The 26,044-nt window shown below is 73.3% G+C and carries 21 protein-coding genes; 14 read left to right on the forward strand and 7 right to left on the reverse strand.

What is annotated here, in order from left to right:
* Nucleotides 1-185 precede the first annotated feature (185 nt).
* Together ACN27G_RS35560 and ACN27G_RS35565 are read left to right on the forward strand one after the other, a co-directional pair.
* Entirely contained in the window at nucleotides 186-1,769 is a 1,584-nt protein-coding gene (locus ACN27G_RS35560; protein ID WP_421496998.1) for an acyl-CoA mutase large subunit family protein, read from the forward strand.
* A 492-nt stretch (nucleotides 1,770-2,261) separates the two neighbouring features.
* Nucleotides 2,262-3,515, forward strand: a complete 1,254-nt coding sequence (locus ACN27G_RS35565; RefSeq protein WP_421496999.1) for an amidohydrolase — start codon at nucleotides 2,262-2,264, stop codon at nucleotides 3,513-3,515.
* Between the two features lie 73 nt (nucleotides 3,516-3,588).
* On the opposite strand, the gene ACN27G_RS35570 is transcribed toward ACN27G_RS35565, so the two are convergent.
* The gene (locus tag ACN27G_RS35570; RefSeq protein WP_421497000.1) at nucleotides 3,589-4,593 is read right to left on the reverse strand and encodes a DUF4349 domain-containing protein; all 1,005 of its coding nucleotides are present in this window, start codon (nucleotides 4,591-4,593) and stop codon (nucleotides 3,589-3,591) included.
* Between the two features lie 139 nt (nucleotides 4,594-4,732).
* Between ACN27G_RS35570 and ACN27G_RS35575 the strand changes: the two genes are divergently transcribed.
* Together ACN27G_RS35575 and ACN27G_RS35580 are read left to right on the forward strand one after the other, a co-directional pair.
* Complete coding sequence (locus ACN27G_RS35575; protein ID WP_421497001.1) at nucleotides 4,733-5,737, forward strand: hypothetical protein; 1,005 nt, start codon at nucleotides 4,733-4,735, stop codon at nucleotides 5,735-5,737.
* Between the two features lie 246 nt (nucleotides 5,738-5,983).
* A complete protein-coding gene (locus tag ACN27G_RS35580; RefSeq protein WP_421497002.1) occupies nucleotides 5,984-6,742 on the forward strand; it encodes an SCO6745 family protein in 759 nt (252 codons plus the stop codon).
* Nucleotides 6,743-6,864: 122 nt separating this feature from the next.
* Here the strand turns inward: ACN27G_RS35580 and ACN27G_RS35585 are convergent, their stop codons facing one another.
* Together ACN27G_RS35585 and ACN27G_RS35590 are read right to left on the reverse strand one after the other, a co-directional pair.
* Nucleotides 6,865-7,680, reverse strand: a complete 816-nt coding sequence (locus ACN27G_RS35585; RefSeq protein WP_421497003.1) for an ABC transporter permease — start codon at nucleotides 7,678-7,680, stop codon at nucleotides 6,865-6,867.
* Nucleotides 7,681-7,738: 58 nt separating this feature from the next.
* Nucleotides 7,739-8,464, reverse strand: coding sequence for an ABC transporter ATP-binding protein (locus ACN27G_RS35590; protein WP_421497004.1), 726 nt, complete (start codon nucleotides 8,462-8,464; stop codon nucleotides 7,739-7,741).
* 131 nt (nucleotides 8,465-8,595) lie between these two features.
* Here ACN27G_RS35590 and ACN27G_RS35595 point away from each other — a divergent pair, with 131 nt between their 5' ends.
* Complete coding sequence (locus ACN27G_RS35595; protein WP_421497005.1) at nucleotides 8,596-10,587, forward strand: sensor histidine kinase; 1,992 nt, start codon at nucleotides 8,596-8,598, stop codon at nucleotides 10,585-10,587.
* 31 nt (nucleotides 10,588-10,618) lie between these two features.
* Here ACN27G_RS35595 and ACN27G_RS35600 read toward each other — a convergent pair whose 3' ends face one another.
* A complete protein-coding gene (locus ACN27G_RS35600; RefSeq protein ID WP_421497006.1) occupies nucleotides 10,619-11,074 on the reverse strand; it encodes a gamma-glutamylcyclotransferase in 456 nt (151 codons plus the stop codon).
* A 106-nt stretch (nucleotides 11,075-11,180) separates the two neighbouring features.
* Here ACN27G_RS35600 and ACN27G_RS35605 point away from each other — a divergent pair, with 106 nt between their 5' ends.
* Nucleotides 11,181-12,584: an NAD(P)H-quinone dehydrogenase gene (locus ACN27G_RS35605; protein ID WP_421497007.1), complete on the forward strand. Its 1,404-nt coding sequence runs from the start codon at nucleotides 11,181-11,183 to the stop codon at nucleotides 12,582-12,584.
* Nucleotides 12,585-12,770: 186 nt separating this feature from the next.
* On the opposite strand, the gene ACN27G_RS35610 is transcribed toward ACN27G_RS35605, so the two are convergent.
* On the reverse strand, nucleotides 12,771-13,817 hold the full coding sequence (locus tag ACN27G_RS35610; protein ID WP_421497008.1) for a twin-arginine translocation signal domain-containing protein: 1,047 nt from the start codon (nucleotides 13,815-13,817) through the stop codon (nucleotides 12,771-12,773).
* Between the two features lie 226 nt (nucleotides 13,818-14,043).
* Here ACN27G_RS35610 and ACN27G_RS35615 point away from each other — a divergent pair, with 226 nt between their 5' ends.
* The 5 genes from ACN27G_RS35615 to ACN27G_RS35635 all read left to right on the forward strand — a co-directional run bounded on the left by ACN27G_RS35615 (nucleotide 14,044) and on the right by ACN27G_RS35635 (nucleotide 19,762).
* Nucleotides 14,044-15,669: a circularly permuted type 2 ATP-grasp protein gene (locus ACN27G_RS35615; RefSeq protein ID WP_421497009.1), complete on the forward strand. Its 1,626-nt coding sequence runs from the start codon at nucleotides 14,044-14,046 to the stop codon at nucleotides 15,667-15,669.
* Nucleotides 15,663-16,616 carry an alpha-E domain-containing protein gene (locus tag ACN27G_RS35620; RefSeq protein ID WP_421497010.1) on the forward strand — a complete coding sequence of 318 codons (954 nt, stop codon included), beginning with the start codon at nucleotides 15,663-15,665 and terminating at the stop codon, nucleotides 16,614-16,616. Before ACN27G_RS35615 ends, ACN27G_RS35620 begins: the two co-directional genes overlap by 7 nt.
* A 97-nt stretch (nucleotides 16,617-16,713) precedes the next feature.
* Nucleotides 16,714-17,577, forward strand: a complete 864-nt coding sequence (locus tag ACN27G_RS35625) for a transglutaminase family protein (protein ID WP_421497011.1) — start codon at nucleotides 16,714-16,716, stop codon at nucleotides 17,575-17,577.
* Between the two features lie 242 nt (nucleotides 17,578-17,819).
* A complete protein-coding gene (gene thrS, locus ACN27G_RS35630) occupies nucleotides 17,820-19,031 on the forward strand; it encodes a threonine--tRNA ligase (protein WP_421497595.1) in 1,212 nt (403 codons plus the stop codon).
* 134 nt (nucleotides 19,032-19,165) lie between these two features.
* Nucleotides 19,166-19,762, forward strand: coding sequence for a TetR/AcrR family transcriptional regulator (locus ACN27G_RS35635; protein ID WP_421497012.1), 597 nt, complete (start codon nucleotides 19,166-19,168; stop codon nucleotides 19,760-19,762).
* 72 nt (nucleotides 19,763-19,834) lie between these two features.
* Here ACN27G_RS35635 and ACN27G_RS35640 read toward each other — a convergent pair whose 3' ends face one another.
* Both ACN27G_RS35640 and ACN27G_RS35645 read right to left on the reverse strand, forming a co-directional pair.
* On the reverse strand, nucleotides 19,835-21,274 hold the full coding sequence (locus tag ACN27G_RS35640) for a GuaB1 family IMP dehydrogenase-related protein (protein ID WP_421497013.1): 1,440 nt from the start codon (nucleotides 21,272-21,274) through the stop codon (nucleotides 19,835-19,837).
* Between the two features lie 93 nt (nucleotides 21,275-21,367).
* Entirely contained in the window at nucleotides 21,368-23,185 is a 1,818-nt protein-coding gene (locus ACN27G_RS35645; RefSeq protein ID WP_421497014.1) for a biotin carboxylase N-terminal domain-containing protein, read from the reverse strand.
* 175 nt (nucleotides 23,186-23,360) lie between these two features.
* Here ACN27G_RS35645 and ACN27G_RS35650 point away from each other — a divergent pair, with 175 nt between their 5' ends.
* The 3 genes from ACN27G_RS35650 (at nucleotide 23,361) to ACN27G_RS35660 (ending at nucleotide 25,986) form a co-directional block, all read left to right on the forward strand.
* Complete coding sequence (locus ACN27G_RS35650) at nucleotides 23,361-24,116, forward strand: PadR family transcriptional regulator (protein WP_421497015.1); 756 nt, start codon at nucleotides 23,361-23,363, stop codon at nucleotides 24,114-24,116.
* A 125-nt stretch (nucleotides 24,117-24,241) separates the two neighbouring features.
* The gene (locus ACN27G_RS35655) at nucleotides 24,242-25,195 is read left to right on the forward strand and encodes an ATP-binding cassette domain-containing protein (RefSeq protein ID WP_421497016.1); all 954 of its coding nucleotides are present in this window, start codon (nucleotides 24,242-24,244) and stop codon (nucleotides 25,193-25,195) included.
* Nucleotides 25,196-25,230: 35 nt separating this feature from the next.
* On the forward strand, nucleotides 25,231-25,986 hold the full coding sequence (locus ACN27G_RS35660) for an ABC transporter permease (RefSeq protein WP_421497017.1): 756 nt from the start codon (nucleotides 25,231-25,233) through the stop codon (nucleotides 25,984-25,986).
* Nucleotides 25,987-26,044 lie beyond the last annotated feature (58 nt).

Below are 26,044 nucleotides of genomic sequence, written 5' to 3' on the forward strand. Positions count from 1 at the left end.
ATATTGCGGGTTCCGACCGCAGAAGGGAAAGACAACCGCCGGACTTCCCGATAACTCGACCTTAAGTGTTCATTAGGTCACGCACCGTTCAGGGGCTCCGACGCACTGTGCCGGCCCGCTCACCGCCGGGTGCCGGCGATCCGGGCCCCCGGAGCGGCGCCGGCCGCCGGCTCTACCATGCCGGTATGAGCGAAGGTCGGTCGAGCGAGTCGGGTTTCCCGATCAAGCCCGTGTACGCCGCCGCCGACGTACCGGAAGGGCTCGACGCCCGGCTCGGCGCGCCCGGCGAGTTCCCGTACGCCCGGGGCGTCCACCCGACGATGTACACCTCGCGGCCGTGGACCATGCGCCAGTACGCCGGCTTCGGCACCGCCACCGAGTCCAACGCGCGCTACCACCAGCTCCTCGCCGCCGGCACCATGGGGCTCTCCGTCGCCTTCGACCTGCCCACCCAGATGGGCTACGACTCCGACCACCCGATCGCGCACGGCGAGGTCGGCAAGGTCGGCGTGGCGATCGACTCCGTCGACGACATGCGGACCCTCTTCGCCGGCATCCCGCTGGACAGGGTCTCCACCTCGATGACCATCAACGCGCCCGGCTCGGTGCTGCTGCTGCTCTACCAGCTCGTGGCCGAGGAGTCCGGAGTGGCCGGTTCGGCGCTGAACGGGACCGTCCAGAACGACATCCTCAAGGAGTACATCGCCCGGGGCACCTACATCTTCCCGCCCAAGCCCTCGCTGCGGCTGGTGGCCGACACCTTCGGGTACTGCCGCAAGGAGGTGCCGAGGTGGAACACCATCTCGATCTCCGGCTACCACATGGCGGAGGCCGGGGCGACCCCGGTGCAGGAGATCGCCTTCACCCTCGCCAACGGGGTCGAGTACGTCCGCGCCGCGCTCGCCGCCGGTCTCGCCGTCGACGACTTCGCGCCCCGGCTCTCGTTCTTCTTCGTGGCCCGGACCACCCTGCTGGAGGAGGTGGCCAAGTTCCGGGCCGCCCGGCGGATCTGGGCCCGGCTGATGCGCGACGAGTTCGGCGCGGTGAACCCGAAGTCGCTGATGCTGCGCTTCCACACCCAGACCGCCGGGGTGCAGCTCACCGCCCAGCAGCCGGAGGTGAACCTGGTCAGGGTCGCGGTCCAGGCGCTCGGCGCGGTGCTCGGCGGCACCCAGTCGCTGCACACCAACAGCTTCGACGAGGCGATCGCGCTGCCCACCGAGAAGGCGGCCCGGCTGGCGCTGCGTACCCAGCAGGTGCTGGCGTACGAGACCGACCTGACCGCCACGGTCGACCCGTTCGCCGGCTCGTACGTGGTGGAGTCGATGACCGACGAGATCGAGGCCGGGGTGCGGGCCCTGCTGGACCGGGTCGCCGAGCACGGCTCGGCGGTGGAGGCGATCGAGGCGGGCTTCCAGAAGCGCGAGATCGAGACCTCGGCGTACCGGGTCGCGCAGGAGATCGAGTCCGGTGACCGGGTGGTGGTCGGGGTCAACCGGTTCGCGGTCGACGAGGAGGAGCCGTACCAGCCGCTCCGGGTCGACCCGGCGATCGAGGCTGCCCAGCGCGACCGGCTGGCCCGGCTGCGGGCCGGTCGGGACGCGGCCGCCGTCGAGCGCGCCCTCGCCGACCTGCGCACCGCCGCCTCGGGTACGGAGAACGTGCTCTATCCGATGAAGGAGGCGCTGCGGGCCCGGGCCACCGTCGGCGAGGTCTGCGGCGTCCTCCGCGAGGTCTGGGGAACCTACCGCCCCACCGACCGCTTCTGAGGCGTTAGGAAGGGCCCCCGCTACAACAGAAAGCGATAAGAGGGGGCCCTTCCTTGCACTCCGGGCCGGGGAGTGCGGGTGTGGGATTGCGGGTATCAGGACCGTAGCCGGGTCCGACGGGTGTGCCGACGGACAGCCTGTGCGCAGTCCGTTTGACTACGACTGCCACCCTGGGGACCCCCGCCACCCCACCCGGTGGTGCTGCACCGTCGTCCTGCCAGGAACGCCGGACAGCTCGACGAATCGGACGGGCGGTGTTGCCGCCGAGCTAGATCGTGACCGGCGAAACCGTCACGCGTTGTAGGAGGTGTGGCACAGATGGCGGGGTCTGATGGCGGGATGAGTCGCGCTCCGTACACTGCTGAGCGCTCCTACCAGGGCTTTCGTGACGCTGTGCTGTCTGATCATCACCAGAACGAGGTTGCGCAGCGTCACCGTCGGCGGTCTAGGCTGTCCGAGTCCCATCCCATTCACAGTGATCGAGAATTCGACGTGACGAGTGCGTTGCAACTGCCGACCGGCAGCCTGCCGGCGGCGTCGGAGTCCGAGACGCCGCCGGGGGCCGAACGGCTGCCCGCCGGGCTGGACCGGATGCTCGACCTCCGGCTGCCCGATCTGATCGCGACCCGCCGGTTCCTGCACGCCCATCCGGAGCTTTCCGGACGGGAGTTCGAGACCGCCGCGCTGGTGACCCGGGAGCTGTCGGCGGCCGGTCTGCGGCCGCGCCTGCTGCCCAAGGGCAACGGGGTGATCTGCGACATCGACGGGCGGCCGTCCGGGTCGGTGATCGCGCTCCGGGCCGATCTCGACGCACTGCCGCTGACCGACGTGAAGGACGTCCCCTACCGGTCCACCGTCGAGGGAGCCTGTCACGCCTGCGGGCACGACGTGCACACCAGCGTCGTGCTCGGGGTGGGACTGCTGCTCGCCCAACTCGCCCGGCGGGGCAAGCTGGACGGCCGGGTCCGGCTGATCTTCCAGCCGGCCGAGGAGATCCTGCCCTGCGGCTCGTTGGAGGTCATCGAGGCCGGTGGGCTGACCGACGTCAGCCAGATCTTCGCCGTGCACTGCGACCCCAACCTGCCGGTCGGCCGGGTCGGCCTGCGGGTCGGCCCGATCACGGCGGCGGCGGACAACATCACCGTACGGCTGAGCGGTCCCGGCGGGCACACCGCCCGGCCGCACCTGACGGTGGACCTGGTCGACGCCCTCGGCCGGCTGGTCACCGAGGTGCCGGCGCTGGTGAACCGGCGGGTGCCGGCCAACAGCGGCCTGCTGCTGGTCTTCGGGCAGGCCTCGGCCGGCACCCAGTACAACGTCATCCCGAACGAGGCGATGGCGGCCGGCACGCTCCGGGTGCTCGACCGGGACACCTGGGACGAGGCGCCGAAGATCGTGGCCCAGGTGGTCCGGGACGTGATCGCCCCGACCGGCGCCACGGTGGACGTCGAATACCTGCGCGGCCGCCCGCCGGTGGTCAACGACGCCGAGGCGATCCAGGTGCTGACCGCGGCGACGGTGGCCACGTCCGGCCCGGTCGGGGTGTCCGAGACCCCGCAGAGCATGGGCGGCGAGGACTTCTCCTGGTATCTGGAACACGTACCGGGTGCGCTGGCCCGGCTCGGCGTGGGACGGACGGCGGCAAACGTCGACCTGCACCGGGCGACGTTCGACGTGGACGAGCGGGCCATCGGGGTCGGCGTCCGGCTGCTCGCCCACACCGCGCTCAAGGCGATGGCCGGCTGAGCCGGCCACCGCGCTCTCACCGCCCGGGTACGGCACGGTCCGGCGCGCACCGGCCCGGCCGTCCGGGTACGGCTCAGTCCGGCGGCGCCGAGGACTGGGCCGGCACCGGCGGGCTCTGTGGTGTCGGAGCCGGCGCCCTCCGGCGGGAGGCCCGGCCACGCAGCCGGCGGCTCAGCCAGATTCCACCGAGCACGGGCAGGCCGATCGCGACGACGAACGGCAGCAGCGCGCCGAGCACGGTCAGCAGGATCCGCAGGGACGCGACGAACGCCGTCCAGCCACCGTCCAGGCCGGCCAGGAACCCGGTCGACGGCTCGTCGTCCTCGGGCGCGCGGGCGTTCGGGCCGAGCAGCACGGCGGTGATCGTGGAGAGCGCGGTCAGGTCGGCGAGCCGCCGCTTCCTCGCCTCCAGCGAGGCGAGGTCCGCCTCCCGCTTGGCGAGTTCGCTCTCCAGCATCACCAGGTCCGACAGGGACTTCGCCTGCGCCAGCAGCCGGCGGCCACTCTCCACCCTGGCCTGCTGGGTGGCGATCCGGGCATCCAGGTCGAGGGTCTCCTCGGTGACGTCGTCGGTCTTGACGTCCCGGCGCAGCTGCTCGCCGAGCCGGGCGATCTCCTCCACCACGGCGCCGAACCGGTCGGCCGGGACCCGTAGCTGGAGCGTGGCCTCGGAACGCGACTCGTCACTGCTCCGGTTGTCACCGCCGAGGAAGCCACCGGCGCCGGTCGCGATGCCGACCGCGCTGGCCGCCGCCGCTTCGACATCGTCCACCCGGACCGTGACGGATCCGGTGTAGACGATGGCCCGCTGCCCGACCCCCAACTCGGTCGAGGGCTCCGCTGCCCGCTCGCCGGCTCCGGCCGGCGGAACCTCGGCCCGGTCCGCCGCCGGCGCCTCGGCCGCACCGGGCTGCGCCTGCTCGGCCCCGGCCGGGGCCTCCGACGTCGAGCCGGCGTCGTCCCCGCGGTCGGCGCAGCCGGCGGACAGCAGGGCGGCCGCCAGCGCCACCGTGCCGAGCAGCCTGGCCAGGCGGTGGCCGCGGGTCGGGCCGGGCGTGGTGGTGCTTCGTCCGTTCATGTCCCCTCCGTTCCTCCCTGCCCCGTGTGGAGGCGTTCCGTCAGACGCGCCGCGAAGCAGGCCCGGTTCCGGCAGACTGCGCGCAGGACATCACGATTCGGTGACCGAGGAGTCTCGATGGGACTGACCGGATGTGGCCATGGCCGGCCTCTCCCGTGATCTCGTCGAGCGGCTCTACGCCGCTCCGCCGGACGGTTTCGTCGCCGCGCGCTCCGAGGCGGTCGCCGCCGCCCGGGCCGCAGGAGATCCGGGTGCCGCACGGGAGATCGCCGGGCTGCGCAAGCCGACGGTGGCGGCCTGGTTGGTGAACCTGCTGGCCCTGCGCCGGCCGGAGCTGATGGCCGAGCTGGTCGAACTCTCCACCGCGCTCCGCACCGCCCAGCGGGAGTTGCGAGGTGCCCGGCTGCGGGAACTCTCCACCCGGCGGCGCCACGTGGTGGCCGCGCTGGTCGGGCAGGCCCGGGCGCTGGGCCTGGCGGCCGATCCCCGGCTGACCGCCGGGAAGCTGCCGCTGGCCGAGGTCGAGGCGACGTTGCAGGCGGCACTGGCCGACGTGGAGGTTGCCGAGCAGGCCCGCTCCGGGCGGCTGGTCCGGGCCGCCAGCTACGCCGGTTTCGGTGAGGTGCCCCGGCCACAGTTGCGCCTGATCGTCGGCGGCCCGGACGCCGACCAACCGGTCGAACCGGGGGCTGGGCCGGTCGAGCCGGAGGCTGGGCCGGTCGCGGAGGGCCGGGAACCGGCGGATGCGGCCGGTCGGCGTACCGGCGGGGCGACGCGGGGCGGTGCGGCCGGGGCGGCGGGCACGACCGCCGCCGAGCGGGCGGAGGAGTCGGCCCGGGCCGCCCGCCGCCGCAGCCTGGAGCGGGCACTGGCGCAGGCGCGTACCCGGCAGGAGCGGGCCGAGGCGGAGCTGGCGGGTGCCGTGGCGGCCGAGCGGGACGGCGTCGCGGAGCTCACCGCGGTCGAGTCCGAACTGGCCGAACTGGAACGTCGGCGGGCCGCCGCCGAACAGGAGGTCACCCGGCTGAAGCTGGCCCGGCGGGCCGCCGAGCGGGGAGCGGTCGCCGCCCGGCGCCGCGTCGGCGAGGTGCAGGCCGCCGCCGAGGCGTCGGATCCGGCGCAGGACGGTGACGGTGCCTGGTAGGCCGGACGCCCTGGAGCCGGGGGAGGAGGAGGCCGGGGTGCCGGCAGGCCCGGCACGGCCGGGGCCGCGCAGGGCGTCCAGCGGCGCGGTGGCCCCGGCGCCCTGGGTCCCGGCGCCCTGGGTCCCGGCGCCCTGGGTCCCGGCGCGCCGGATCGGCGGTCAGGACTGCCGAAAAGGGAGTCCGCCAGGCAGACTCGACCGGGTGGTGCGAGCGGAACCCGTGATCCGGACCCGAGGACGGGGGCGTTGACCCCCGAGCAGGCCGCCGGTGCGGCCAGGCCGACGGTGCTGAAGTTGGGCAGCGCGTTCATCGAGTGTCCGCGTACGCTGCGCCGGGCACGCCAGATGGGCATCTCCGGGTGGGCGTTCCTGGTGACCGGTCGCGGTGCGGTGCTCGGCGATGTCCGGACCGAGACCGTGGCCGCGGCGATCGGCATCCTCTCGCCGGAGGCGGTCTCCGACGGCTGGGAGATGGCCGTCCGGGTGGCCACGCCGAGCGCCGTGGCCGAGGTCAGCCGGGCCGAGTGCTGCCGCTGGGGGATCGACTACCTGGCCACGTTCCCGCCGGTCGGCCGGATGATCGAGTTGATCGAGCCGGTCGTGGTGGCGGCCGACGCCACCGGGATGCCGCTCTTCGCGGCCTGGCGGGGGATGCCGGTGCCGGCGGACGCCGCCCCGGGCGCCCGCGCGGCGGTGCTGCTGCACCTGCTCTTCGAGTACTACTCCGGGGCCAGCCTGATGGCGCTCCGCGCCGCCGGCATGACGGCGATGGAGATCATTCTGGCGGGCCCCGAGGGCGAGTCCGGGGCGATCGCGTACGGCTGGTCGCCGCCGTATCCGCCGGTGGGGCCGCTGGTGCGGCGGCGGCTCTGGGCCGAGTCGGTCACCGACCGGATCGTCGCCCAGGCGTTCGGGGTGCTCGACCCGGCGGAGCGGGTGGAGCTGGTCAGCCTGCTCGGCGCCGCGTTGATCGGGGCGCGGATGTCACCGCCCCACCCGCACTGACCGGGCCTGCCGACCTGGGCCGGCCGAGCCTGCCGACCTGGGCGGGTCGGGTGTCGGCGCGCGTCCCCGGCCCGGGTGGCGGCCGGGGACGCGGAAGGGTGGTCGCGGTAGCGGCCGTGCGGTCAGGACCAGCGGAAGAGCCTGGCGGCCAGCGCGCCGAGGATCGCGGTCGACCCGACCAGCACCGCCAGGTGCAGCGGCTGCGGCCAGTCACCGCCCCAGGCGTCCTGCAGCGCCTGCGAGGCGGCCCCGAGCGGGGTGAAGTCGGCGACCCGGCGGACCGCGTCCGGCATCAGGGGACCGGGCGTCCAGACCCCGGCGGCGAAGAGCATCGGGTAGTAGACCAGGCTGCCGACGCCCATCGCGGCCCGGCTCGTCGGGGTGAAGGCGGCGACCAGCAGGGCCAGCGCCACCATTGAGGCCGAGCCGAGCAGGAAGGCGACAAGCAGCCCCGGTACGTCCGGTCGGGCCCGTACGCCGAAGGCCAGCCCGGCGGCGACCAGCGCCAGCCCGCAGCCGACGAGCAGTGCGGCCACGTTCACCACCAGTTGCGCCACCAGCAGCCGCACCGGCGGGGCCGGCGTGGTGGAGAGCCGGCGCAGGACGCCCTTCTCCCGGTCGGCGGCGAGCGTGTTCAGCAGGCTGACCAGAGCCACGGTGCCGATCGCCAGCGCCAGGGTGATCGGCAGGTAGAACTCGATCGGCCGGCGGCCGCCGATGTCGGCGCTCGGTTCGGTGAAGCCCGGCATGGCGCTGCCGAGGATCAGCACCAGGGCGGCCGGAAAGATCACCGTGAAGAAGGCGCCGACGGGTTCGCGGACGAAGAGCTTCGCCTCGGTGACGATCAGCTTGCGGGTGCTCCGGCCCGCGGTGCGGCGCCGGGCCGCCCGGCCGCCTGCGCCGTGGGAAACGGTCTCGGGAGGTGCGGTGCTGTTCATCGGTTCCTCGCTTCTTCGGAAAGTGTCGGCGCTCGGCTGGGCTGGGCGGGGCAAGCGCTCAGTTCGGGCTGGTGATGGCGAGGACGGCGTCCTCCAGGGTGGGCCGCTCGACACCGGGCACGTCGGCCCGGGCGACCAGCTCGGCCGGGGTGTCGATCGCGACCACCTCGCCGGAGCGGAGCACGGCCAGCCGGTCGCAGAGCCGCTCGGCCTCGTCCATGAAGTGGGTGACCAGTACGACCGTCACGCCCCGGTCCCGGACGTCCCGGACGAGCTGCCAGGTGTCCCGGCGGGCCTGCGGGTCCAGTCCGGTGGTCAGCTCGTCAAGTACCGCGATCCGCGGGTTGCCGACCAGGGCGAGCGCGACCGAGAGCCGCTGCTTCTGCCCGCCGGAGAGCTTGGCGAAGACGGTGTTCCGCTTCGCGGTCAGCCCCAGCTCGTCCATCAGCGCCCGCCAGTCCGCGGGCTCGGCGTAGAACGAGCTGTACAGGTCGAGCGCCTCCCAGACCTTCAGCCGGTCCGGCAGGTGGCTCTCCTGGAGCTGGATGCCGACCTGGTGGCGCAGCTCGGTGCGCTCCCGGGTCGGATCCAGGCCGAGGACGCGGATCGTCCCGCCGTCGGCCCGGCGCAGCCCGGTCAGGCACTCGACGGTGGTGGTCTTGCCGGAGCCGTTGGGCCCGACGATCCCGAAGATCTCTCCGGGACGTACCTCGAAGGAGACGTCGTGGACGGCGATCTGGTCGCCGTACCGCTTCCGCAGGTTGCTGACCTCGATGACTGGCATGGGACGAACGCTAGGGAGCGTGTCGGTCACCCGGAATGCGTCCACCTGCCCGGCCGGGGTGCAGGAAACCACACCCCGGCGCGGTGTCTGGGGGCAGTCCGCGCCGCCCGCCGTACGGCCAGACTGGAGGCATGTCGCGCCGGTACGGCCTCGCGTTCGCCCGCAGCCTCGCCCTGACCGGGCTGGGCCTGGTCGGCCTGGGAATGTCCGTGCTGCTGGTCGTGGCGGCCACCCTGGTGGTGCCGTACCTGCCGGCGGCCCGGGGCGCCAAGCGGCTGGCCGATCTCGGCCGGCGGCTGGCCGGGGAGTGGGGCGGCATCCCGGTGCCGGAGGTGCGCCGCCCGGGACCGCCGGTGCCGCAGCGCCGGGCGGACGGCTGGTACGTCCACGACAACCAGCTCTACCGCTCGCCGCGGCTGCCGACGTACCTGATGGAGCTGACCTGGCGCGGCGAGGACCCGGCGCTGCTCCGCGAGTGGAGCTGGCTGCACCTGACACCCTTCGCCGGGGGTCTCGCCACCCTGGTCCCGCCGGTCCTGGCCGGCGCCGGCCTCTGGCTCGGTGCCCTCGGGCTGACCGGCGGCGCGCTTCCCGGGCTCGGGGAGCCGGCGCCCCTGCCGGCGCTGCCGCTGGGACCGGCGCTGCCGCCCCTGCTGGCGCTGCCGCTGGGGCTGGTGTTGCTGGTGCTCGGCTTCCTGGTCGCGCCGTCGGCGCTGCGGCTGCACGCCCGGTGGAGCCGGCTGCTGCTCCAGCCGCCGGAGCGGTCCTGGTGGCACCGCTCCGGGCTGGCCGGCCGGACCGGGCGGTGGTCGAGGGCGGCCTGGCACGGTGCCGGGCTGACCGGGCTCGGCTTCGCGGCCCTCGGCGGCTTCCTGCTGAACCTGGCGGCCCTCGTCGTCGCCTGGGGCGGGCTGTCGCCGCAGGTGTCGAAGCTGACCCGGCCGCTGGTCAACCGCTACCGCCGCTACGCCGGCACCTGGGCCGGGACGGTGATCCGGGAGCCGTACCGGCCGTATCCGGAGCCGCCCCGGCCGGACGAGGACGGGCGCTACCGGGTCGGCCGGGCCCTCCACGACGACCGGGAGACGGCGGTCCGGGTCCAGGGCTACTCCTGGCTCTTCACCGATCCGGCGTTCTGGCGGGACCAGCTCTGGATGGCGACCAACCCGGTGCCCGGACTGCTCGGGCTGGTGCCCGCCGCGCTGATCTCGGTCGGCCTCTTCGGACTGGTGGCGCAGCCACTCTGGTGGGTGCCCTGGGGCGTGCCGCTCGGCCTCTTCGCCGGGGAGTGGGTCACGCCCTGGTACGTCTGGTACGGCGTCACCTACCTGGTGCCCGGTCTCGCCGGGACACCCGGCTGGGTCAGCGTGCCGCTCGGCCTGGCGATGGCCGGTGTCGGCATGCTGCTCGCCCCGGGCCTGCTCCGGCTGCGCCTCCGGTACGACCGGCTGCTGCTCGCCCCCACCGGGTCGGCCGAACTGGTGCTGCGGGTACGCCGGCTGACCGAGACCCGGGCCGACGCCGTCGACACCCAGGCGGCCGAACTGCGCCGGATCGAGCGGGACCTGCACGACGGTGCGCAGGCCCGGCTGGTCGCGGTCGGGCTCAGCCTGGCCGGGATCGAGCGGCTGATCGAGGAGGACCCCGCCGCCGCACGGGCGCTGGTGGCGCAGGCCCGGCAGACCTCGGCGACCGCCCTGACCGAGCTGCGTGACCTGGTCCGTGGCATCCATCCACCGGTGCTCGCCGAGCGGGGCCTGCCGGACGCGCTCCGGGCGGTGGCGCTGGACAGCCCGCTCCCGGTACGCGTCACCGGGCACCTGGCCGGCCGGCTCGACCCGCCGGTGGAGTCGGCGGCGTACTTCTGCGTGCTGGAGGCGCTGGCGAACGCCGCCCGGCACGCCGGGGCCGGCACGGTCGAGATCGACGTCACGCACACCGGTGAGGTGTTGCGGATCACCGTCCTCGACGACGGTCGGGGCGGCGCCGACCCGGAGCGGGGCAGCGGGCTGCGTGGCGTACGGCGCCGGCTGGGCGCCTTCGACGGCGTACTCGCGGTGCGCAGCCCGGTCGGTGGCCCGACCCTGGTGACGGTGGAGATCCCCTGCCCGCCGCCGACGTAGCGGGATGCCGGTCAGGCGGCGGGCATGCCGGTCAGGTCGAGGCGGTGCCGGTGGGGCGGGAACGCAACTCGGCCACGTAGTCGTCGGGCGCGCCGGCCTTCTCCGCCGCGTTGGCGATCTCCGACAGGTACCAGGCGGTCGGCAGCCCGCCCTCGTAGCCGGCGAAGACGTACACCCAGGCGGTGATCTCGCCGTCCAGGGTGACCACCCGGACGTGCAGCTTCCGGTAGGTGCCGGAGGCCACCCCCTCGACCTCGTCGAGTTGGGCGGCGTCCCACGGGTGTACGTCGTAGAGTGCGACGAAGACGCGATCGCCGGGCGACTCGACGATGGTGGTGACGGCACCCTCCCAGCCGAGCACCCCCTCACCGGCGAAGGTGAGCCGCCAGCCTTCCAGCCAGCCGGTGCCCACCATCGGCGAGTGCGGGCAGTAGGCCCGCATCCGGGCGGGGTCGAGGTTCGAGCCGTACGCGGCGTAATGACGCACGGCGATGACGATAGCCGGGCGGAGGGGTGGGGGAGAATACGACCGTGCGTGTCGGACGGGTTCTGGACAAGATTGTCACTACGGGCATCGACGGAGGGCGAGCACTGTGAGCCGGATTGTGATCATCGGCGGTGGGCCGGCCGGCTACGAGGCGGCGCTGGTCGCGGCCCAGTTGGACGCCGACGTCACGGTGGTCGAGACCGACGGCGCGGGTGGCGCCTGCGTGCTGCACGACTGCGTGCCGTCGAAGACCTTCATCGCGAGTTCCGATGTGGTGACCGGATATCGGGACACCGAGGAGTTCGGGGTGCACTCGGACGGGCTGGAGGCGATCACGGTCGACGGACCGACCGTGCACGGCCGGGTCAAGCGGCTCGCGCTCGCCCAGTCCGCCGACATCCACGCGAAACTCATCAAGGCCGGCGTGACCTTCGTCTCCGGCCGGGCACGGCTCGGCGAGGACACGCTCGGTCACACCCACCGGGTGCTGGTCACCCCGTCGGACGGGGACTCGACCTACTCGATGGACGCCTCGACGGTGCTGGTCGCCACCGGCGCCAACCCCCGGGTGCTGCCCAGCGCGGTCCCGGACGGTGAGCGGATCCTGACCTGGCGCCAGGTCTACGACCTGCCCGAGCTGCCGGAACGGCTGATCGTGATCGGCTCGGGCGTGACCGGTGCCGAGTTTGCCAGCGCGTACCTGGCGATGGGGGTCGAGGTGACCCTGGTCTCCAGCCGCGACCGGGTGATGCCGCACGAGGACCCGGACGCGGCGAGCGCCATCGAGCAGGTCTTCCGGGCCCGGGGGATGGAGATTCTGAACAACAGCCGGGCGAACGCGGTCCGCCGCACCGGCGACGGGGTCGAGGTGGAGCTCGCCGACGGCCGGACGGTGTACGGCTCGCACGCGCTGATGGCGGTCGGTTCGGTCCCGAACACCGCCGACCTCGGCCTGACCGAGTACGGCGTGACGGTCGCCCCGGGCGGCTACGTCAGCACCGACCGGGTCTCCCGGACCAACGTGCCCGGCATCTACGCCGCCGGTGACTGCACCGGGGTGCTGCCGCTGGCCAGCGTCGCCGCGATGCAGGGCCGGATCGCGATGTGGCACGCGCTCGGCGACGCGGTCTCGCCGCTGCGGCTGCGTACCGTCGCCGCCAACGTCTTCACCGACCCCGAGCTGGCCACCGTCGGGGTGTCGCAGAACGAGGTGGACTCGGGCAGGGTGCCGGCCCGCCAGGTGATGCTGCCGCTGGCCGGCAACGCCCGGGCCAAGATGGCCGACCAGCAGGACGGGTTCGTGAAGCTCTTCTGCCGCCCGGCCAGCGGCCAGGTCGTCGGCGGGGTGGTGGTGGCGCCGAAGGCGAGCGAGCTGATCCTGCCGATCACCATGGCGGTGGAGAACAACCTCACCGTCGACCAGCTCGCGATGACCTTCACCATCTATCCGTCGCTCTCCGGGTCGATCACGGAAGCCGCCCGCCAGTTGATGCTGCACGAGCTGGAGTGACCGCGCCGGGGGGATCCGACCGATGTCACGGATCGTGACGGGGCGGTGCGTCCGTCGTTGCCGGCGTACCGTTGGCGGCGCGCGGGCCGCGACCGCCGGGTCCCCCGTTCCCGGCGTGGTCGAAGCGGTTCGCCACCGGGCCGCCGACGGGTCCCGCGTCGGCGGCCCACCGCAGGCTCTCCCGGCCTAGCAGCCGGTCCAGAGCACCGCCCGCACCCCGTCGGGCACCCTCGGGTTGTGGAAGCCGGCAACCGTGCCGTTGTCGGCGATGGCACGACCGCCGACGACGTGGTCGGGTGCGGGCGACGGAAGCGTCAGCACGGTGTCACCGCGCTGGATCAGGCTTCCGCCGAGCACCGTGCCGCGCCCGTTGACGTCGGTCTGGTCGTAGCCGAGCTGCGGGTCGAGCACGGTGTACCGGCCGGTCCGCAGATTCCACCGCAGTCCGGCGTTCGCGCCGCCCTGCAGGCCCTGGCCGACCGCCCAGCGTCCGCTCGCGGCCCGGACGGTCACCCACGCCTCCCCGTCGGGTCCGGTGAGCGGCCGGAGCACCCCGGCCGGCGTACGCAGCCACGAAGTCGTCTCGATTCCGTCCGTGCGGCCGACGACGGTGCCGTCGTCGGTGAGGCCGGTGATCGTCGAGTACGGCGACGGAGTATCGATCACCCGGACGGTGCCCGGGCGTCCCGCCGGCCAGAGCAGCCCGTACCGCCGGTTGGTCGGGGTGAGGCCCATGCCGACGATGTCGCCACCGGAGTTGACGGCCACCACTGTGGTGTCGTCGGCCGGGTCGAGCACCGGCAGCAGTTCGCCCCGCCCGGCGCGGTACCGCCACGGCGGCGACAGCACGTCGCGCGGCCCGTTGCCGACGGCGACGCCGTGCCGGTTGACGTCGACCGGGCTGCCGCCCGGCACCGGCGGGTCGAAGCTGGTGAGCCGGCCCCGGTCCCAGAGCAGCACCGGGTGGGTGTCGGTGGCCTGGCGCACGATCGCCGAGCCCAGGACGAACCGGCCGGAGGGGTCCATCGCGGTGACGTCGCTGCGATAGGTGTCCGCCGGCACCGGCAGGGTCCGCATCGTGCAGGCGCCGCCGGGTGCGGCGGGTCCGGCGGGCGCGGGCCGGGCGGGCGGGGACGTGGCGTACGCCGCGACGGCGTACCCGGACGTGAGTGCGACGGCCGCGGTCGTGACGGCGACTCCACGCAGGAGGTTCCGTCGTGAGATCTCGATCATTTCTGCCTCTCCCTAGGTGGTCCAACGTTGCGAACACGTGCCGGAAGCCGAGCGGGTTTCAGTCCCGAACCGGACAGTGGTCGACCGCAACCGATGAGCGCATCGACAGTTCTCGTTGGATGGAGGGCGTGGGCGGCTCCACTGACCAGGAGAAGTGCCCGATTTGGGCGATCATCCGCGGTCTCCGTGTTACGCGGGCGCAACGAGATCGGCGTAACGTCGGGCCATGGCGGACTTGTTCGAGGACTACCGCCTCGGCCCCGGCTGGGACGAGATGTTCGGTGCGCCCGGGATGCCTCGGGACGCGTACGAGGCGCTGCACGCCACCCTGCAACCGCTCTCCAGCGTCGAGCTCCGGGTCCGGGCCGACGTGCTCGCCCGGGCCTTCCTCGACCAGGGGATCACCTTCGCGCTCAAGGGCGTCGAACGGCCCTTCCCGCTCGACATCGTCCCCCGGATCATCGCCGCCGACGAGTGGCGGGTGGTCGAGGCCGGGGTCGCCCAGCGGGTGCGGGCGCTGGAGGCGTTCCTCGCCGACATCTACGGCGCCGGCCAGGTGCTGGCCGACGGCGTGGTGCCGCGCCGGGTCGTGGTGACCAGCGCGCACTTTCACCGCGAGGCCGCCGGCATCGTCCCGCACAACGGCGTACGCATCCACGTCGCGGGGGTCGACCTGGTCCGCGACGAGCGCGGCGACTTCCGGGTGCTGGAGGACAACGTCCGGGTCCCGTCCGGGGTCAGCTACGTGATGGAGAACCGGCGGGCGATGGCGCACGTGCTGCCGGAGGTCTTCGCCGCCACCCGGATCCAGCCGGTCGAGTCGTACCCCGGGCAGTTGCTCCGGGCGCTGCGCGCGGCGGCACCGGTCGGGGTCACCGACCCGACGGTGGTGGTGCTGACCCCGGGCGTGCACAACTCGGCCTACTTCGAGCACGCGCTGCTGGCCCGCGAGATGGGCGTCGAGCTGGTCGAGGGTCGGGACCTCGTCTGCGTGGGTAACGAGGTCGCCATGCGCACCACCGCGGGCGAGCAGCGGGTCGACGTCATCTACCGGCGCATCGACGACGAGTTCCTCGACCCGGTGCACTTCCGGGCCGACTCCGTGCTCGGGGTCGCCGGGCTGCTCAACGCGGCCCGCGCCGGCCGGGTCACCATCGCCAACGCGGTCGGCAACGGGGTCGCCGACGACAAGCTGCTCTACTCGTACGTCCCGGAGCTGATCCGCTACTACCTGGCCGAGCAGCCGATCCTGTCCAACGTGGAGACGTACCGGCTGGAGGACCCGGACGTCCGCGACCACGTCCTCGACCGCCTCCCCGAGCTGGTGCTCAAGCCGGTCGACGGCTCCGGCGGGATGGGCATCGTGATCGGCTCCCAGGCCAGCGAGGAGGACCTCGCCGAGCTGCGGCACCGGATCACCGTCGACCCGCGCGGCTGGATCGCCCAGCGCGAGGTGGCGCTCTCCATGGTGCCGACCCTGATCGACAACCGGCTGCGGGCCCGGCACGTGGACCTGCGGCCGTTCGCCGTCAACGACGGGCGGCGGGTCACGGTGCTGCCGGGCGGGCTGACCCGGGTGGCGCTCCCGGAGGGGGCGCTGGTGGTCAACTCCAGCCAGGGCGGCGGTTCGAAGGACACCTGGATACTCGCCGAGCCGCCCTCCGGGCTCAGCGCGGTCGACCTGGCCACCGGGATCGAGCCGACCGACCCGGAGAGCCCGCTCACGCCACCGGTCCCGGCGCCGCGAAGCCCGGACCCCGGGCCGGACGCCGGCCTGGTCAGCGCGCAGCAGCAGCAACAGCAGCAGTCCGGCCGGGACAGCGCCGCCGCGCCGGGGTGGTCGGGGTGCTGAGTCGGATCGCCGAGTCGCTCTACTGGATCGGCCGCTACGTCGAGCGGGCCGAGGACACCGCCCGGATCCTCGACGTGCACCTGCACCGGATGCTCGCCGACCCGTGGGTCGACGAGGCGACCGCCTGCCGCTCCCTGCTCACGGTGATGGGCGTCGGGCGGCTCGACCAGCCGGTCACCGCCGCCCGGGTGGTCGGGGTGCTCGGCCTGGAGGAGGAGAACCCGAGCTCGGTGGTGGGTGCGCTCGCCGCCGCCCGGGAGAACGCCCGGGGTGCCCGGGAGACGATCTCGGCCGACATGTGGGAGTGTCTCAACTCGACCTGGCACGGCCTGCCGGCGGTCCGGCGCCGGGCCGAGCAGCAGGGCGTACACGCCTTCTTCCGGTGGGTCCGGGAGCGCTGCGCGGTGATGGCCGGGCTGACCGACGCCACCATGAGCCGGGACGAGGGCTGGCTCTTCCTCGTGCTCGGCCGCAGCGTCGAACGGGTCGACATGACCGCCCGGCTGCTCTCCACGCACGTACGCGCGGGCGGCAGCATCCCGTCCTGGCTGACCCTGCTGCGCTCCTGCGGTGCCTGGGAGACGTTCCTGCGTACCTACCGCGGCTCGCTCGACGACCGGTACGCCGCCGAGTTCCTGCTGCTCGACCGCCTCTTCCCGCGCTCGGTCTTTGCCGCGCTCTCCCGGGCCGAGTCGTGCCTGCGCGAGCTGGAGCCGACCGGCGGGCCCGGGCAGCCGGGCCGGACCGGCGTCGCCACCGACGCCCAGCGGATCATCGGCCGGGCCCGGACCGGCCTGGAGTTCCGGGCCGCCGACGAGCTGATCGGCGACCTCGCCGTGGTGCTGGCCGGCCTGGAGCGCACCTGCTCCCAGGTGAACGACGCGGTCTCCCGCCGCTACTTCCGGCAGACCTCGGCGGTCGCCTGGCTCCCGGAGGCGGTGTCGTGACCGTGCCGGGCGGGAAAGGTGCGACGGGCGGGTCGCACGGGCCGGCCGGGAGCGGGTCGTCGGGCGGGCAGGGCCGGACGGGAGGGCAGGGGACGCGATGACGGTGGGAAGCTGGCGGTTGAAGATCAGTCACAGGACCGGCTTCAGCTACGCGGGTGCGGTCGCCTCCTCCTACAACGAGGCGCGGATGTCGCCGCGCAACGAGGCCCGCCAGGCGGTGCTGGAGGCGCGGGTGGAGGTGTGGCCGTCGGCCCGGACCTACCGGTACGAGGACTACTGGGGGACCGTGGTGACCGCCTTCGACGTGCACAACGCCCACGACTCGTTGCAGGTGACCGCCGTCTCCACGGTGGAGACGACCGGCCCCGGTGACCAGGTGGCCGCCACCGACGGCGTGGGCTGGGCCGACCTGCGCGGGCCGGAGAACATGGACCGCTGGTACGAGCTGCTGCTGCCGACCCCGCGTACGGCGCTGGACACGGAACTCACCGAGCTGGCCGAGTCCGTCCGGACCGCCCAGCCGACCCCGCACGCCGCCGCGATGGCCCTCTGCGAACAGGTCAGGGACGAGGTCGAGTACGCCTCCGGCGCCACCGGCGTGCAGACCGACGCGGTGCAGGCATGGCGGCAGCGCAAGGGCGTCTGCCAGGACATCAGCCACCTGGTGGTGGGGCTGCTGCGCACCATCGGCATCCCGGCCCGCTACGTCTCCGGCTACCTGCACCCGGCGCCGGACGCCGCGATCGGGGAGAGCGTCGTCGGGCAGAGCCACGCCTGGGTGGAGTGGTGGGTGGGCCGGTGGACGGCCTTCGACCCCACCAACGGGATACCGGTCGGCGAGCGGCACGTGGTGGTCGGCCGGGGCCGGGAGTACGGCGACGTGCCGCCGCTCAAGGGCGTCTACTCCGGCCCGGCCAACACCGGCCAGGGCGTCGAGGTGGCCATCACCCGGCTGCGGTGAGGCCGGCGGAAATCGGCTGCGGGGGTGGAGCCGGCGGCGGTACGGTGACCGCCATGTGCAGCGCGATGCGGGAGACGACGACGCCGGGAGACCCCGGCGTGCCGCGCTGACGTTCCGTCCGACCGGCCCCGGGGCGATCCGCCCCGGGGCCGGTCGTGCTTCCCGGATCGGCATCCTGCCGGGGCGGAGTCGCCGCCGGAGGCGTACCGATCCGGGAGACCGAGATGTCCGACCACCGCACCATGCCCGACCACCGCAGGCTCGGCCGCGAGCTGGAGCTCTTCCACGCCGATCCGCTCTCCGGCGCCGGCCTGCCGCTCTGGCTGCCGGCCGGCGCCGCGGCCCGGCACAGCGTCGAGGAGTACGTCCGCGAGCTGGAACGCCGGGCCGGCTACCAGCACGTCTACTCGCCGCCGCTCGGCAAGCGGGAACTTTTCGAACTCTCCGGGCATCTCGGCTATTTCGCCGACGACATGTTTCCGGTGCTGCGGCTCTCCGCCGACGACGAGTTCGTGCTGCGTCCGGCGCTCTGCCCGCACCACGCCCTGGTCTACCGGGCACGCGGGCGGTCCTACCGGGAGCTGCCGCTGCGCATCGGCGAGCTGGGCGGGATGTACCGGCCGGAGCGCTCCGGCGTGCTCGGCGGCCTCGGCCGGGTACGCGCGATCTCACTCAACGACGCGCACAACTTCTGCGCACCGGAGCAGGTCGGCGCCGAGGTCGCCGAGGTGCTGGAGCTGATCCGGGCCGCGCACGCCGCCCTCGGGGTACGCCCGGCGGGTTTCCGGCTCTCGCTGCGCGGACCCGGTGAGAAGTACGTCGGCGACGACGGGATGTGGCGGCGGGCGGAGGAACTGCTCCGGGCGGCGCTGGCCGGGCTGCCGTACGTCGAGGCGGCCGGGGAGGCGGCGTTCTACGGACCGAAGATCGACATCCAGGTACGGGACGCCGCCGGCCGGGAGTCGACCCTCTCCACCATCCAGCTCGACTTCGACAAGCCGGAGCGGTTCGACCTCTCCTACACCGATGCCCGGGGCCGGCGCGTCCGACCGGTGATGCTGCACCGGAGCCTGATCGGCAGCATGGAGCGGCTCTTCGCGTACCTGATCGAGGTGCATGCCGGGGCGTTCCCGGCCTGGTACGCGCCGGTCCAGGTCCGGGTGCTGCCGGTCGGCCCGGAGCAGGTGGCCGCGGCGGAGGTGTTCCGCCGGGACTGCGTGTCGGCCGGGCTGCGGGCAGAACTGGTCGTCGACGGCTCTCTCGGCGCCCGGATCAGGGACGCCGCCCTGCGCCGGGTGCCGTACGCGGCGGTGCTCGGCGCCCGGGAGGTCTCGGCCGGCGAGGTGGCGCTGCGGCTGCGGGACGGCCGGGGGGTGGACCCGATGGCGGCGCCGGACGCGCTGCGCCTGATCGCGGGGGTGGTGGCCAGCCACTCGGCGGACCTGCTGCCGTGAGGCCGGGCCCGGCGGGCCACTCCGCAACCGGAGCCATGGGCTGTCCTCCGGTCTTCGGGACTGCGGGCAACTTGTCGATGGCAAGACTCCCTCCCGGGGGCGCATCTTGTCAATGACAAGATATGCTGGCCAGTATGAGCGAGCCCACTGCCGCCGGTCGGCAGTACCACCACGGAGACCTGCGGCGGGCGCTGCTGGCCGCCGCCGCGACCGCGATCGAGGAGTCCGGCCCCGCCGCGCTCAGCCTGCGCGACCTCGCCCGCCGGGCCGGCGTCTCGCACGCCGCCCCGGCACACCACTTCGGCGACAAGGCCGGGCTGCTCACCGCGTTCGCCGCCGAGGGCTTCGAGATGCTCGCCGAGACGCTGGCCCAGGTGCGCGAGGAGTCCGGCGGCAGCCTGCTCGAAACCGGCGTCGGCTACATCGGGTTCGCGGTGCGGCACCGGGCCCACTTCGAGGTGATGTTCCGGACGGAACTCCTGCACCGCGACGACAGTGCCCTCGCCGCCGCCCGGCAACGGGCCGGGGCGGCGCTCCGGGCCGGCGTCGCCGGGCTGCCGGCGGCACCGACCGGCGACGAGGCCGGCAACGCCGCGCTGGCCGCCTGGTCGATCGTGCACGGCTTCGCGACCCTCTGGCTCGGCCGGGCGCTCCCGGCCGACCAGGTCGGCGACGACCCGGAGGCCGCCGCGCGGAAAGTGATCCGGCGCCTCTTCGCCGCACCCGACTGAACTCCGTCAGCCGCACCCGACTGAACTCCGTCAGCCGCACCCGGCCGAGCTCCGTCAGCCGCACCGGTGACGTCACCAGTTGGTCGGCAGCGGCATCCCCTCGGCGTAACCGGCGGCGCTCTGCACCCCGATCACCGCGTTGGCGTGGAACGCGGCGAGATCGGGTGCCCCGGCATAGGTGCAGGCGCTGCGTACCCCGGCGACGATCTCGTCGATCAGATCCTCCACGCCCGGCCGGGTCGTGTCGAGATACATCCGGGCGCTGGAGATCCCCTCCTCGAAGACCGCCTTCCGCGCCTGGTCGTACGCGCTGTCCTCGGCGGTACGCGCGCTGACCGCCCGCGCCGACGCCATGCCGAAACTCTCCTTGTAGCGCCGGCCGTCCGCATCGGTGTAGAGGTCACCGGGCGACTCGTAGGTGCCGGCGAACCAGGTGCCGATCATCACGTTGGACGCCCCGGCGGCCAGTGCCAGGGCGACGTCGCGCGGATGCCGTACCCCGCCGTCGGCCCAGACGTGCCGGCCCAGTTCCCGGGCGGCGGAGACACAGTCGAGCACGGCGGAGAACTGCGGCCGGCCGACCCCGGTCATCATCCGGGTGGTGCACATCGCCCCCGGCCCGACACCGACCTTGACGATGTCCGCACCCGCCTCGACCAGGTCCCGTACGCCCTCGGCCGTGACCACGTTGCCGGCGGCGACCGGGACCGGCGGATCGAGTGCGCGTACCGCCCGCAGGGCCCGGAGCATCCGTTCCTGGTGGCCGTGCGCGGTGTCCAGCACCAGGGTGTCGACCCCGGCCTCGACGAGCGCGGCGGCCTTCGCGGCGACGTCACCGTTGATCCCGATCGCGGCGGCGATCCGCAGCCGGCCCTTGCCGTCCAGCGCCGGCCGGTAGAGCGTGGCCCGGAGCGCGCCCTGTCGGGTCAGCACCCCGACCAGCCGGCCCTCGACGTCGACCACCGGGGCGAGCCGGCGGCGCCCCCGGGACAGCCGGTCGAACCCGGTCCGCGGATCCGCCTCGGCCGGCACGGTGTGCAGCTCGGTGGACATCACCTCGCGTAGCTGCGTGAACCGGTCCACCCCCAGGGTGTCGGCCTCGGTCACCACCCCGACCGGTCGCCCGGCCGGGTCGACCACCATGACCGCGCCGTGCGAGCGCTTCGGCAGCAGATGGATGGCGTCCCCGACGGTGTCCGTCGGGCCGAGCGTGATGGCGGTGTCGTGCACCAGGTGCCGCTGCTTGACCCAGCCGATAACCTCGGCGACCACCTCGATCGGAATGTCCTGCGGCAGCACGGCGAGGGCACCGCGCCGGGCCACCGTCTCCGCCATCCGTCGCCCCGCCACCGCCGTCATGTTCGACACCACGATCGGAATCGTGGTTCCGGTCCCGTCGGCGCTCGACAGGTCGACGTCGAGCCGGGACTCCACGGCCGACCGGACGGGCGCCAGGAAGACGTCGTTGTAGGTCAGGTCCTGCGCGGGCTTCGCGCCGTTGATGAACCGCACCCGGCCATCATGCCCGAGTGCAAGGAAGGGCCCCCGCTTATCGCTTTCTGTATATGCGGGGGCCCTTCCTAACGCTTTCCCCGCATCGCCGGCTCAGCTGATGAGGCAGATGGTGGCGCCGGCGGTGAGCACCGCGCCGACCTCGGCGGTGAGCCCGCTCACCACGCCGGCCCGGTGGGCGTGCAGCGGCTGCTCCATCTTCATCGCCTCCATCACCACGACCAGGTCGCCCTCGGCCACGGTGTCGCCGTCGGCGACCGCGATCTTGACGATCGTGCCCTGCATCGGGGAGGTCAGCGCGTCACCGCCGGCCCCGCCCGTCCCGCCGGAGCGGGAGCCGCGCCGGACGGGTCGCCGGGCGGCGGCACCCGACGCAACCTGGCCGGCGGCTGGTCCCGTACCTCCGCCGTGGCCGGCGGCTGTGGGCGTACCCCCGCCGAAGCCGGCGGGGAGGCTGACCTCGAGCCGCTTGCCCGCGACCTCGACCACGACGGTCTCGCGACCGCCGGCGGCGGCCGGGCCGCCGGGTGGGTCGCCGGCCGGCGCGGCACCGGTGAACGGCGGCACGGTGTTGTCGAACTCGGTCTCGATCCAGCGGGTGTGCACGGCGAACGGCTCGGCGGTGAAGGCCGGATCCCGGACGACCAGGCGGTGGAACGGCAGCGCGGTGGCCATCCCGTCCACCACCATCTCGTCGAGCGCCCGCCGGGCCCGCTGCAGGGCCTCGGTACGGGTCTCCCCGGTGATGATCACCTTGGCGAGCAGCGAGTCGAAGTTGCCGCCGACGACGTCGCCCACGACGATGCCGGCGTCCACCCGCACGCCCGGGCCGGAGGGGAGCCGCAGCGTGGTCACGGTGCCCGGCGCCGGCAGGAAGTTCCGGCCCGGGTCCTCGCCGTTGATCCGGAACTCGATCGAGTGCCCGCGCGGGGCGGGGTCGGCGGCGAACCGGAGCCGCTCGCCGGCCGCGATCCGGAACTGCTCCCGGACGAGGTCGATGCCGGAGGTCTCCTCGGTGACCGGATGCTCCACCTGGAGCCGCGTGTTCACCTCCAGGAACGAGATGGTGCCGTCCGCGCCGACCAGGTATTCCACCGTGCCGGCGCCGTGGTAGTCGGCCTCCCGGCAGATCGCCTTCGCGCTGGCGTGGATCTGCGTCCGCTGTTCGTCGGTGAGGAATGGGGCCGGCGCCTCCTCGACGAGCTTCTGGTGCCGGCGTTGCAGCGAGCAGTCCCGGGTGCCGACCACCACGACGTTGCCGTGCCGGTCGGCGAGGACCTGCGCCTCGACGTGCCGGGGACGGTCCAGGTAGCGCTCGACGAAGCACTCGCCCCGGCCGAAGGCGGCCACCGCCTCCCGGGTCGCCGACTCGAAGAGCGCCGGGATCTCCTCCATCGTCCGGGCCACCTTCAGGCCCCGGCCGCCGCCACCGAACGCCGCCTTGATCGCCACCGGCAGGCCGTGCTCGGCCGCGAAGGCGAGCACCTCGTCCGGGCCACCGACCGGCTCGGCGGTGCCGGGCACCAGCGGGGCGCCGGCACGCTGCGCGATGTGCCGGGCGGTCACCTTGTCGCCGAGGTCGCGGATCGCCTGCGGAGTCGGCCCGATCCAGGTCAGGCCGGCGTCGATCACCGCCGCCGCGAAGTCCGCATTCTCGGAGAGAAACCCGTAACCCGGGTGTACGGCGTCCGCGCCCGAGCGCGCGGCCACGTCGAGCAGCTTGTCGATCCGCAGGTACGTCTCGGTCGCCGTCTCGCCGCCGAGCGCGTACGCCTCGTCGGCGAGGACGGCGTGCAGCGCGTCGCGGTCGGAGTCGGCGTAGACGGCGACGCTGCCGAGGCCGGCGTCTCGGCAGGCGCGGACGACCCGGACGGCGATCTCGCCCCGGTTGGCAATCAGTACCTTGCGCACTCGGCTGCTCCTCCTCAGGTTGCCAGGAACATTGTCGACGACCGGAACCGTACGCCCGTCCGGCGGGGGCGGTCGCGGTGCCGGGGCGCTCGTACGGGCTGAGGCCCGAGGCGGGTGACCCGGGCCACGGGGCGGCGCTGGTGGTTAGTCAAGTTTGGTTATTACGCTTTATGGTGTGTCGGCTACCCGAATGATGATTCTCGGCCTGGTCCGGTGGATGCAACCGGTGCACGGCTACGACGTACGTCGCGAGCTGTTGAGCTGGAGCGCGGACAAGTGGGCCAACGTCCAGCCCGGTTCGATCTACCACGCGCTGCGCAAGCTCACCGAGGAGGAGCTGCTGCGGGAGGTGGCGACCGAGCAGGTCGGTGCCAGGCCGGCGCGGGTGACCTACGAGGTCACGCCGAAGGGTGAGGACGAGTTCCAGAACCTGCTCCGCGGCAACTGGTGGAGCCTCGGCGAGGTGGCCGACCCGTTCTTCGCCGCCTTCTCCTTCCTGCCGGCGCTTCCCCGCGACGAGGCCTCGGCGGCCCTGCGCAACCGGGCCCGGCTGCTGCGGGCGGGTAACGACAGCCTGCGGTCGGCCGTGGAGTCCGACTGGATGAAGCAGGGCAAGCCGGTCCACGTCACCTGGATGTGGCAGCTGACCATCGCCAGGGCAGAGGGTGAGATCGGCTGGTGCGAGCGGATCGCCGACCTGATCGACGCCGGGGTGCCGTACCTGCCCGAGGGCTTCGCCGAGGTTCCCGGCTGGGAGCGGTTCGACACGCTCGTCGACGAGAGCACCTGGACCGACCCGGGGGCCGCGCCGGGCGACGGGGCCCGCCGGGGCGACGGGGCGACGCCGGGCGACGGGGCGACGCCGGGCGACGGGGCGACGCCGGGCGACGGGGCGACGCCGGGCGACGGGGCGACGCCGACAGACGCGTAATAATCAACGTTGACTAGATAAGCTATATCGCGTTAGCCTGCCGGAAGCGTTGCCGTGGGCGCCTTCCGGCGTGCCCCGGGGGGATGGGCCGGTGGGGATACCGGTCCGGCTGACCAGGAGCAGGCATGATCGAGACAAAAGGGCTGCGGAAGTCGTTCCGCTCCCGACAGGGCAGGGAGAAGAAGTCCGTCGACGCGGTCCGTGGCGTCGATCTCGTGGTCGCGGAGGGCGAGATCTTCGGCTTCCTCGGCCCGAACGGCGCGGGCAAGACCACCACCCTGCGGATGCTCGCCACGCTCATCGAACCGGACGGCGGCGACGCCAACATCGCCGGAGTCGACCTGCGGAGCAACCCCGGCGAGGTGCGGCGCCGGATCGGATACGTCGCACAGGGCGGCAGCACCTGGGACGAGTCGACCGCTCGAGAGGAGCTCGTGCTACAGGCCCGGATGTACGGCATCGGCAGGGCCGAGGCACATCGGCGGGCCGCCCGAGCCCTTGACGCGTTCCAGCTCACCGAGTATGCCGACCGCAAGTGCAGGACGTACTCCGGCGGTCAGCGCCGCCGGGTCGACATCGCGCTCGGCATCATCCACGAGCCGAAGATCGTCTTCCTGGACGAGCCGACCACCGGGCTCGACCCGCAGAGCCGGGCACACATGTGGGACGAGATCCGCCGGCTGCGCGCCGAGGGGATGACGATCTTCATCACCACGCACTACCTCGACGAGGCGGACGCGCTCTGCGACCGGATCGCCATCATGGACCACGGCGAGGTGGTGGCCGAGGGAACACCGGCGGAGCTGAAGCGCGAGATCTCCGGCGACGTGGTGCTGGTCGCCACGCCGTCCGCGCAGAAGGCCGGCAAGGTGCTGGAGACCGAGCCGTACGTCACCAGGCTGGAGACTCCGGACGAGGGCGGGCTGCGGCTCTACGTCAACGACGGTGCCCGGGACATGCCCCGGATCCTCCGGGCATTCGACGCCGCCGGCATCGCGCTCGACTCGATCGAACTGCACCGGCCCAGCCTCGACGACGTGTTCCTCACCAAGACCGGCCGCTCCCTGCGCGAGTCCTGACCGCTCGCCGCGCCGCCCCCTACAGGAGACCTGCAATGAAACTTGTCCGTGACACCTGGTTGATCTTCCAGCGGCAGTTCCTGCTGCTGGTCCGCCAGCCCGTCTGGCTCTTCGTCGGCGTCTTCCAGCCGGTGATGTATCTCCTGCTCTTCGCACCGCTGCTCAAGCCCGCGTTGCAGGCGTCGAGCGACGCCGAGGCGTACCGGATCTTCGTGCCCGGCCTGCTCGTGCTGCTCGCCATCTTCGGCGGCCTGTTCCAGGGCTTCGGTCTGATCGCCGAGCTACGGGCCGGGGTGATCGAGCGCTCCCGGGTCACCCCGATCAGCCGGCTCGCCCTGCTGCTCGGTCGGTCACTGCGCGACGTGGTCTCCCTGATCGCCCAGGCGGTCATCATCACCCTGCTGGCGCTGGCCTTCGGGCTCTCGGTGTTCATCGGGGACCTCCTGCTCGCCTACCTGCTGCTGGCCCTGATCGCGCTGATGACGTCGGCACTGTCGTACGGGATCGCACTGGTGGTGAAGAGCGAGGACGCGCTGGCGCCGCTGATGAACACGATCGCCCAACCCGTGCTGCTGCTCTCCGGGATCCTGCTGCCGCTGAGCTTCGCACCCGGCTGGTTGCAGGGGATCGCCGACTGGAATCCCTTCTCCTGGGCGGTCGACGGCGCCCGGGCGCTCTTCGCCGGGGACCTCGGCAACGACGCGGTCTGGCAGGGGCTGTCGGTGATGGCGGTCATCACGGTGCTCGCCGTGGGCTGGGCCGCGCGCGAGTTCGCCCGCAGCGTCCGGTGACGTCCGATCGGGTACGGCGGGAAGTCGCCGGCCAGTGTCGATCGATCGACACTGGCCG

The sequence above is a fragment of the Plantactinospora sp. WMMB334 genome (genome assembly GCF_049179095.1).
Classification (GTDB): Bacteria; Actinomycetota; Actinomycetes; order Mycobacteriales; family Micromonosporaceae; genus Plantactinospora.

What these genes read in the sequence shown, in the direction of transcription:
- ACN27G_RS35560 (WP_421496998.1), top strand. Translation starts at nt 186, where the DNA reads ATGAGCGAAGGTCGGTCGAGCGAGTCGGGTTTCCCGATCAAGCCCGTG.
- ACN27G_RS35570 (WP_421497000.1), bottom strand. Translation starts at nt 4,593, where the DNA reads ATGAACGGACGAAGCACCACCACGCCCGGCCCGACCCGCGGCCACCGC.
- ACN27G_RS35575 (WP_421497001.1), top strand. Translation starts at nt 4,733, where the DNA reads ATGGCCGGCCTCTCCCGTGATCTCGTCGAGCGGCTCTACGCCGCTCCG.
- ACN27G_RS35585 (WP_421497003.1), bottom strand. Translation starts at nt 7,680, where the DNA reads ATGAACAGCACCGCACCTCCCGAGACCGTTTCCCACGGCGCAGGCGGC.
- ACN27G_RS35590 (WP_421497004.1), bottom strand. Translation starts at nt 8,464, where the DNA reads ATGCCAGTCATCGAGGTCAGCAACCTGCGGAAGCGGTACGGCGACCAG.
- ACN27G_RS35595 (WP_421497005.1), top strand. Translation starts at nt 8,596, where the DNA reads ATGTCGCGCCGGTACGGCCTCGCGTTCGCCCGCAGCCTCGCCCTGACC.
- ACN27G_RS35610 (WP_421497008.1), bottom strand. Translation starts at nt 13,817, where the DNA reads ATGATCGAGATCTCACGACGGAACCTCCTGCGTGGAGTCGCCGTCACG.
- ACN27G_RS35615 (WP_421497009.1), top strand. Translation starts at nt 14,044, where the DNA reads ATGGCGGACTTGTTCGAGGACTACCGCCTCGGCCCCGGCTGGGACGAG.
- ACN27G_RS35625 (WP_421497011.1), top strand. Translation starts at nt 16,714, where the DNA reads ATGACGGTGGGAAGCTGGCGGTTGAAGATCAGTCACAGGACCGGCTTC.
- thrS (WP_421497595.1), top strand. Translation starts at nt 17,820, where the DNA reads ATGCCCGACCACCGCAGGCTCGGCCGCGAGCTGGAGCTCTTCCACGCC.
- ACN27G_RS35635 (WP_421497012.1), top strand. Translation starts at nt 19,166, where the DNA reads ATGAGCGAGCCCACTGCCGCCGGTCGGCAGTACCACCACGGAGACCTG.
- ACN27G_RS35655 (WP_421497016.1), top strand. Translation starts at nt 24,242, where the DNA reads ATGATCGAGACAAAAGGGCTGCGGAAGTCGTTCCGCTCCCGACAGGGC.
- ACN27G_RS35660 (WP_421497017.1), top strand. Translation starts at nt 25,231, where the DNA reads ATGAAACTTGTCCGTGACACCTGGTTGATCTTCCAGCGGCAGTTCCTG.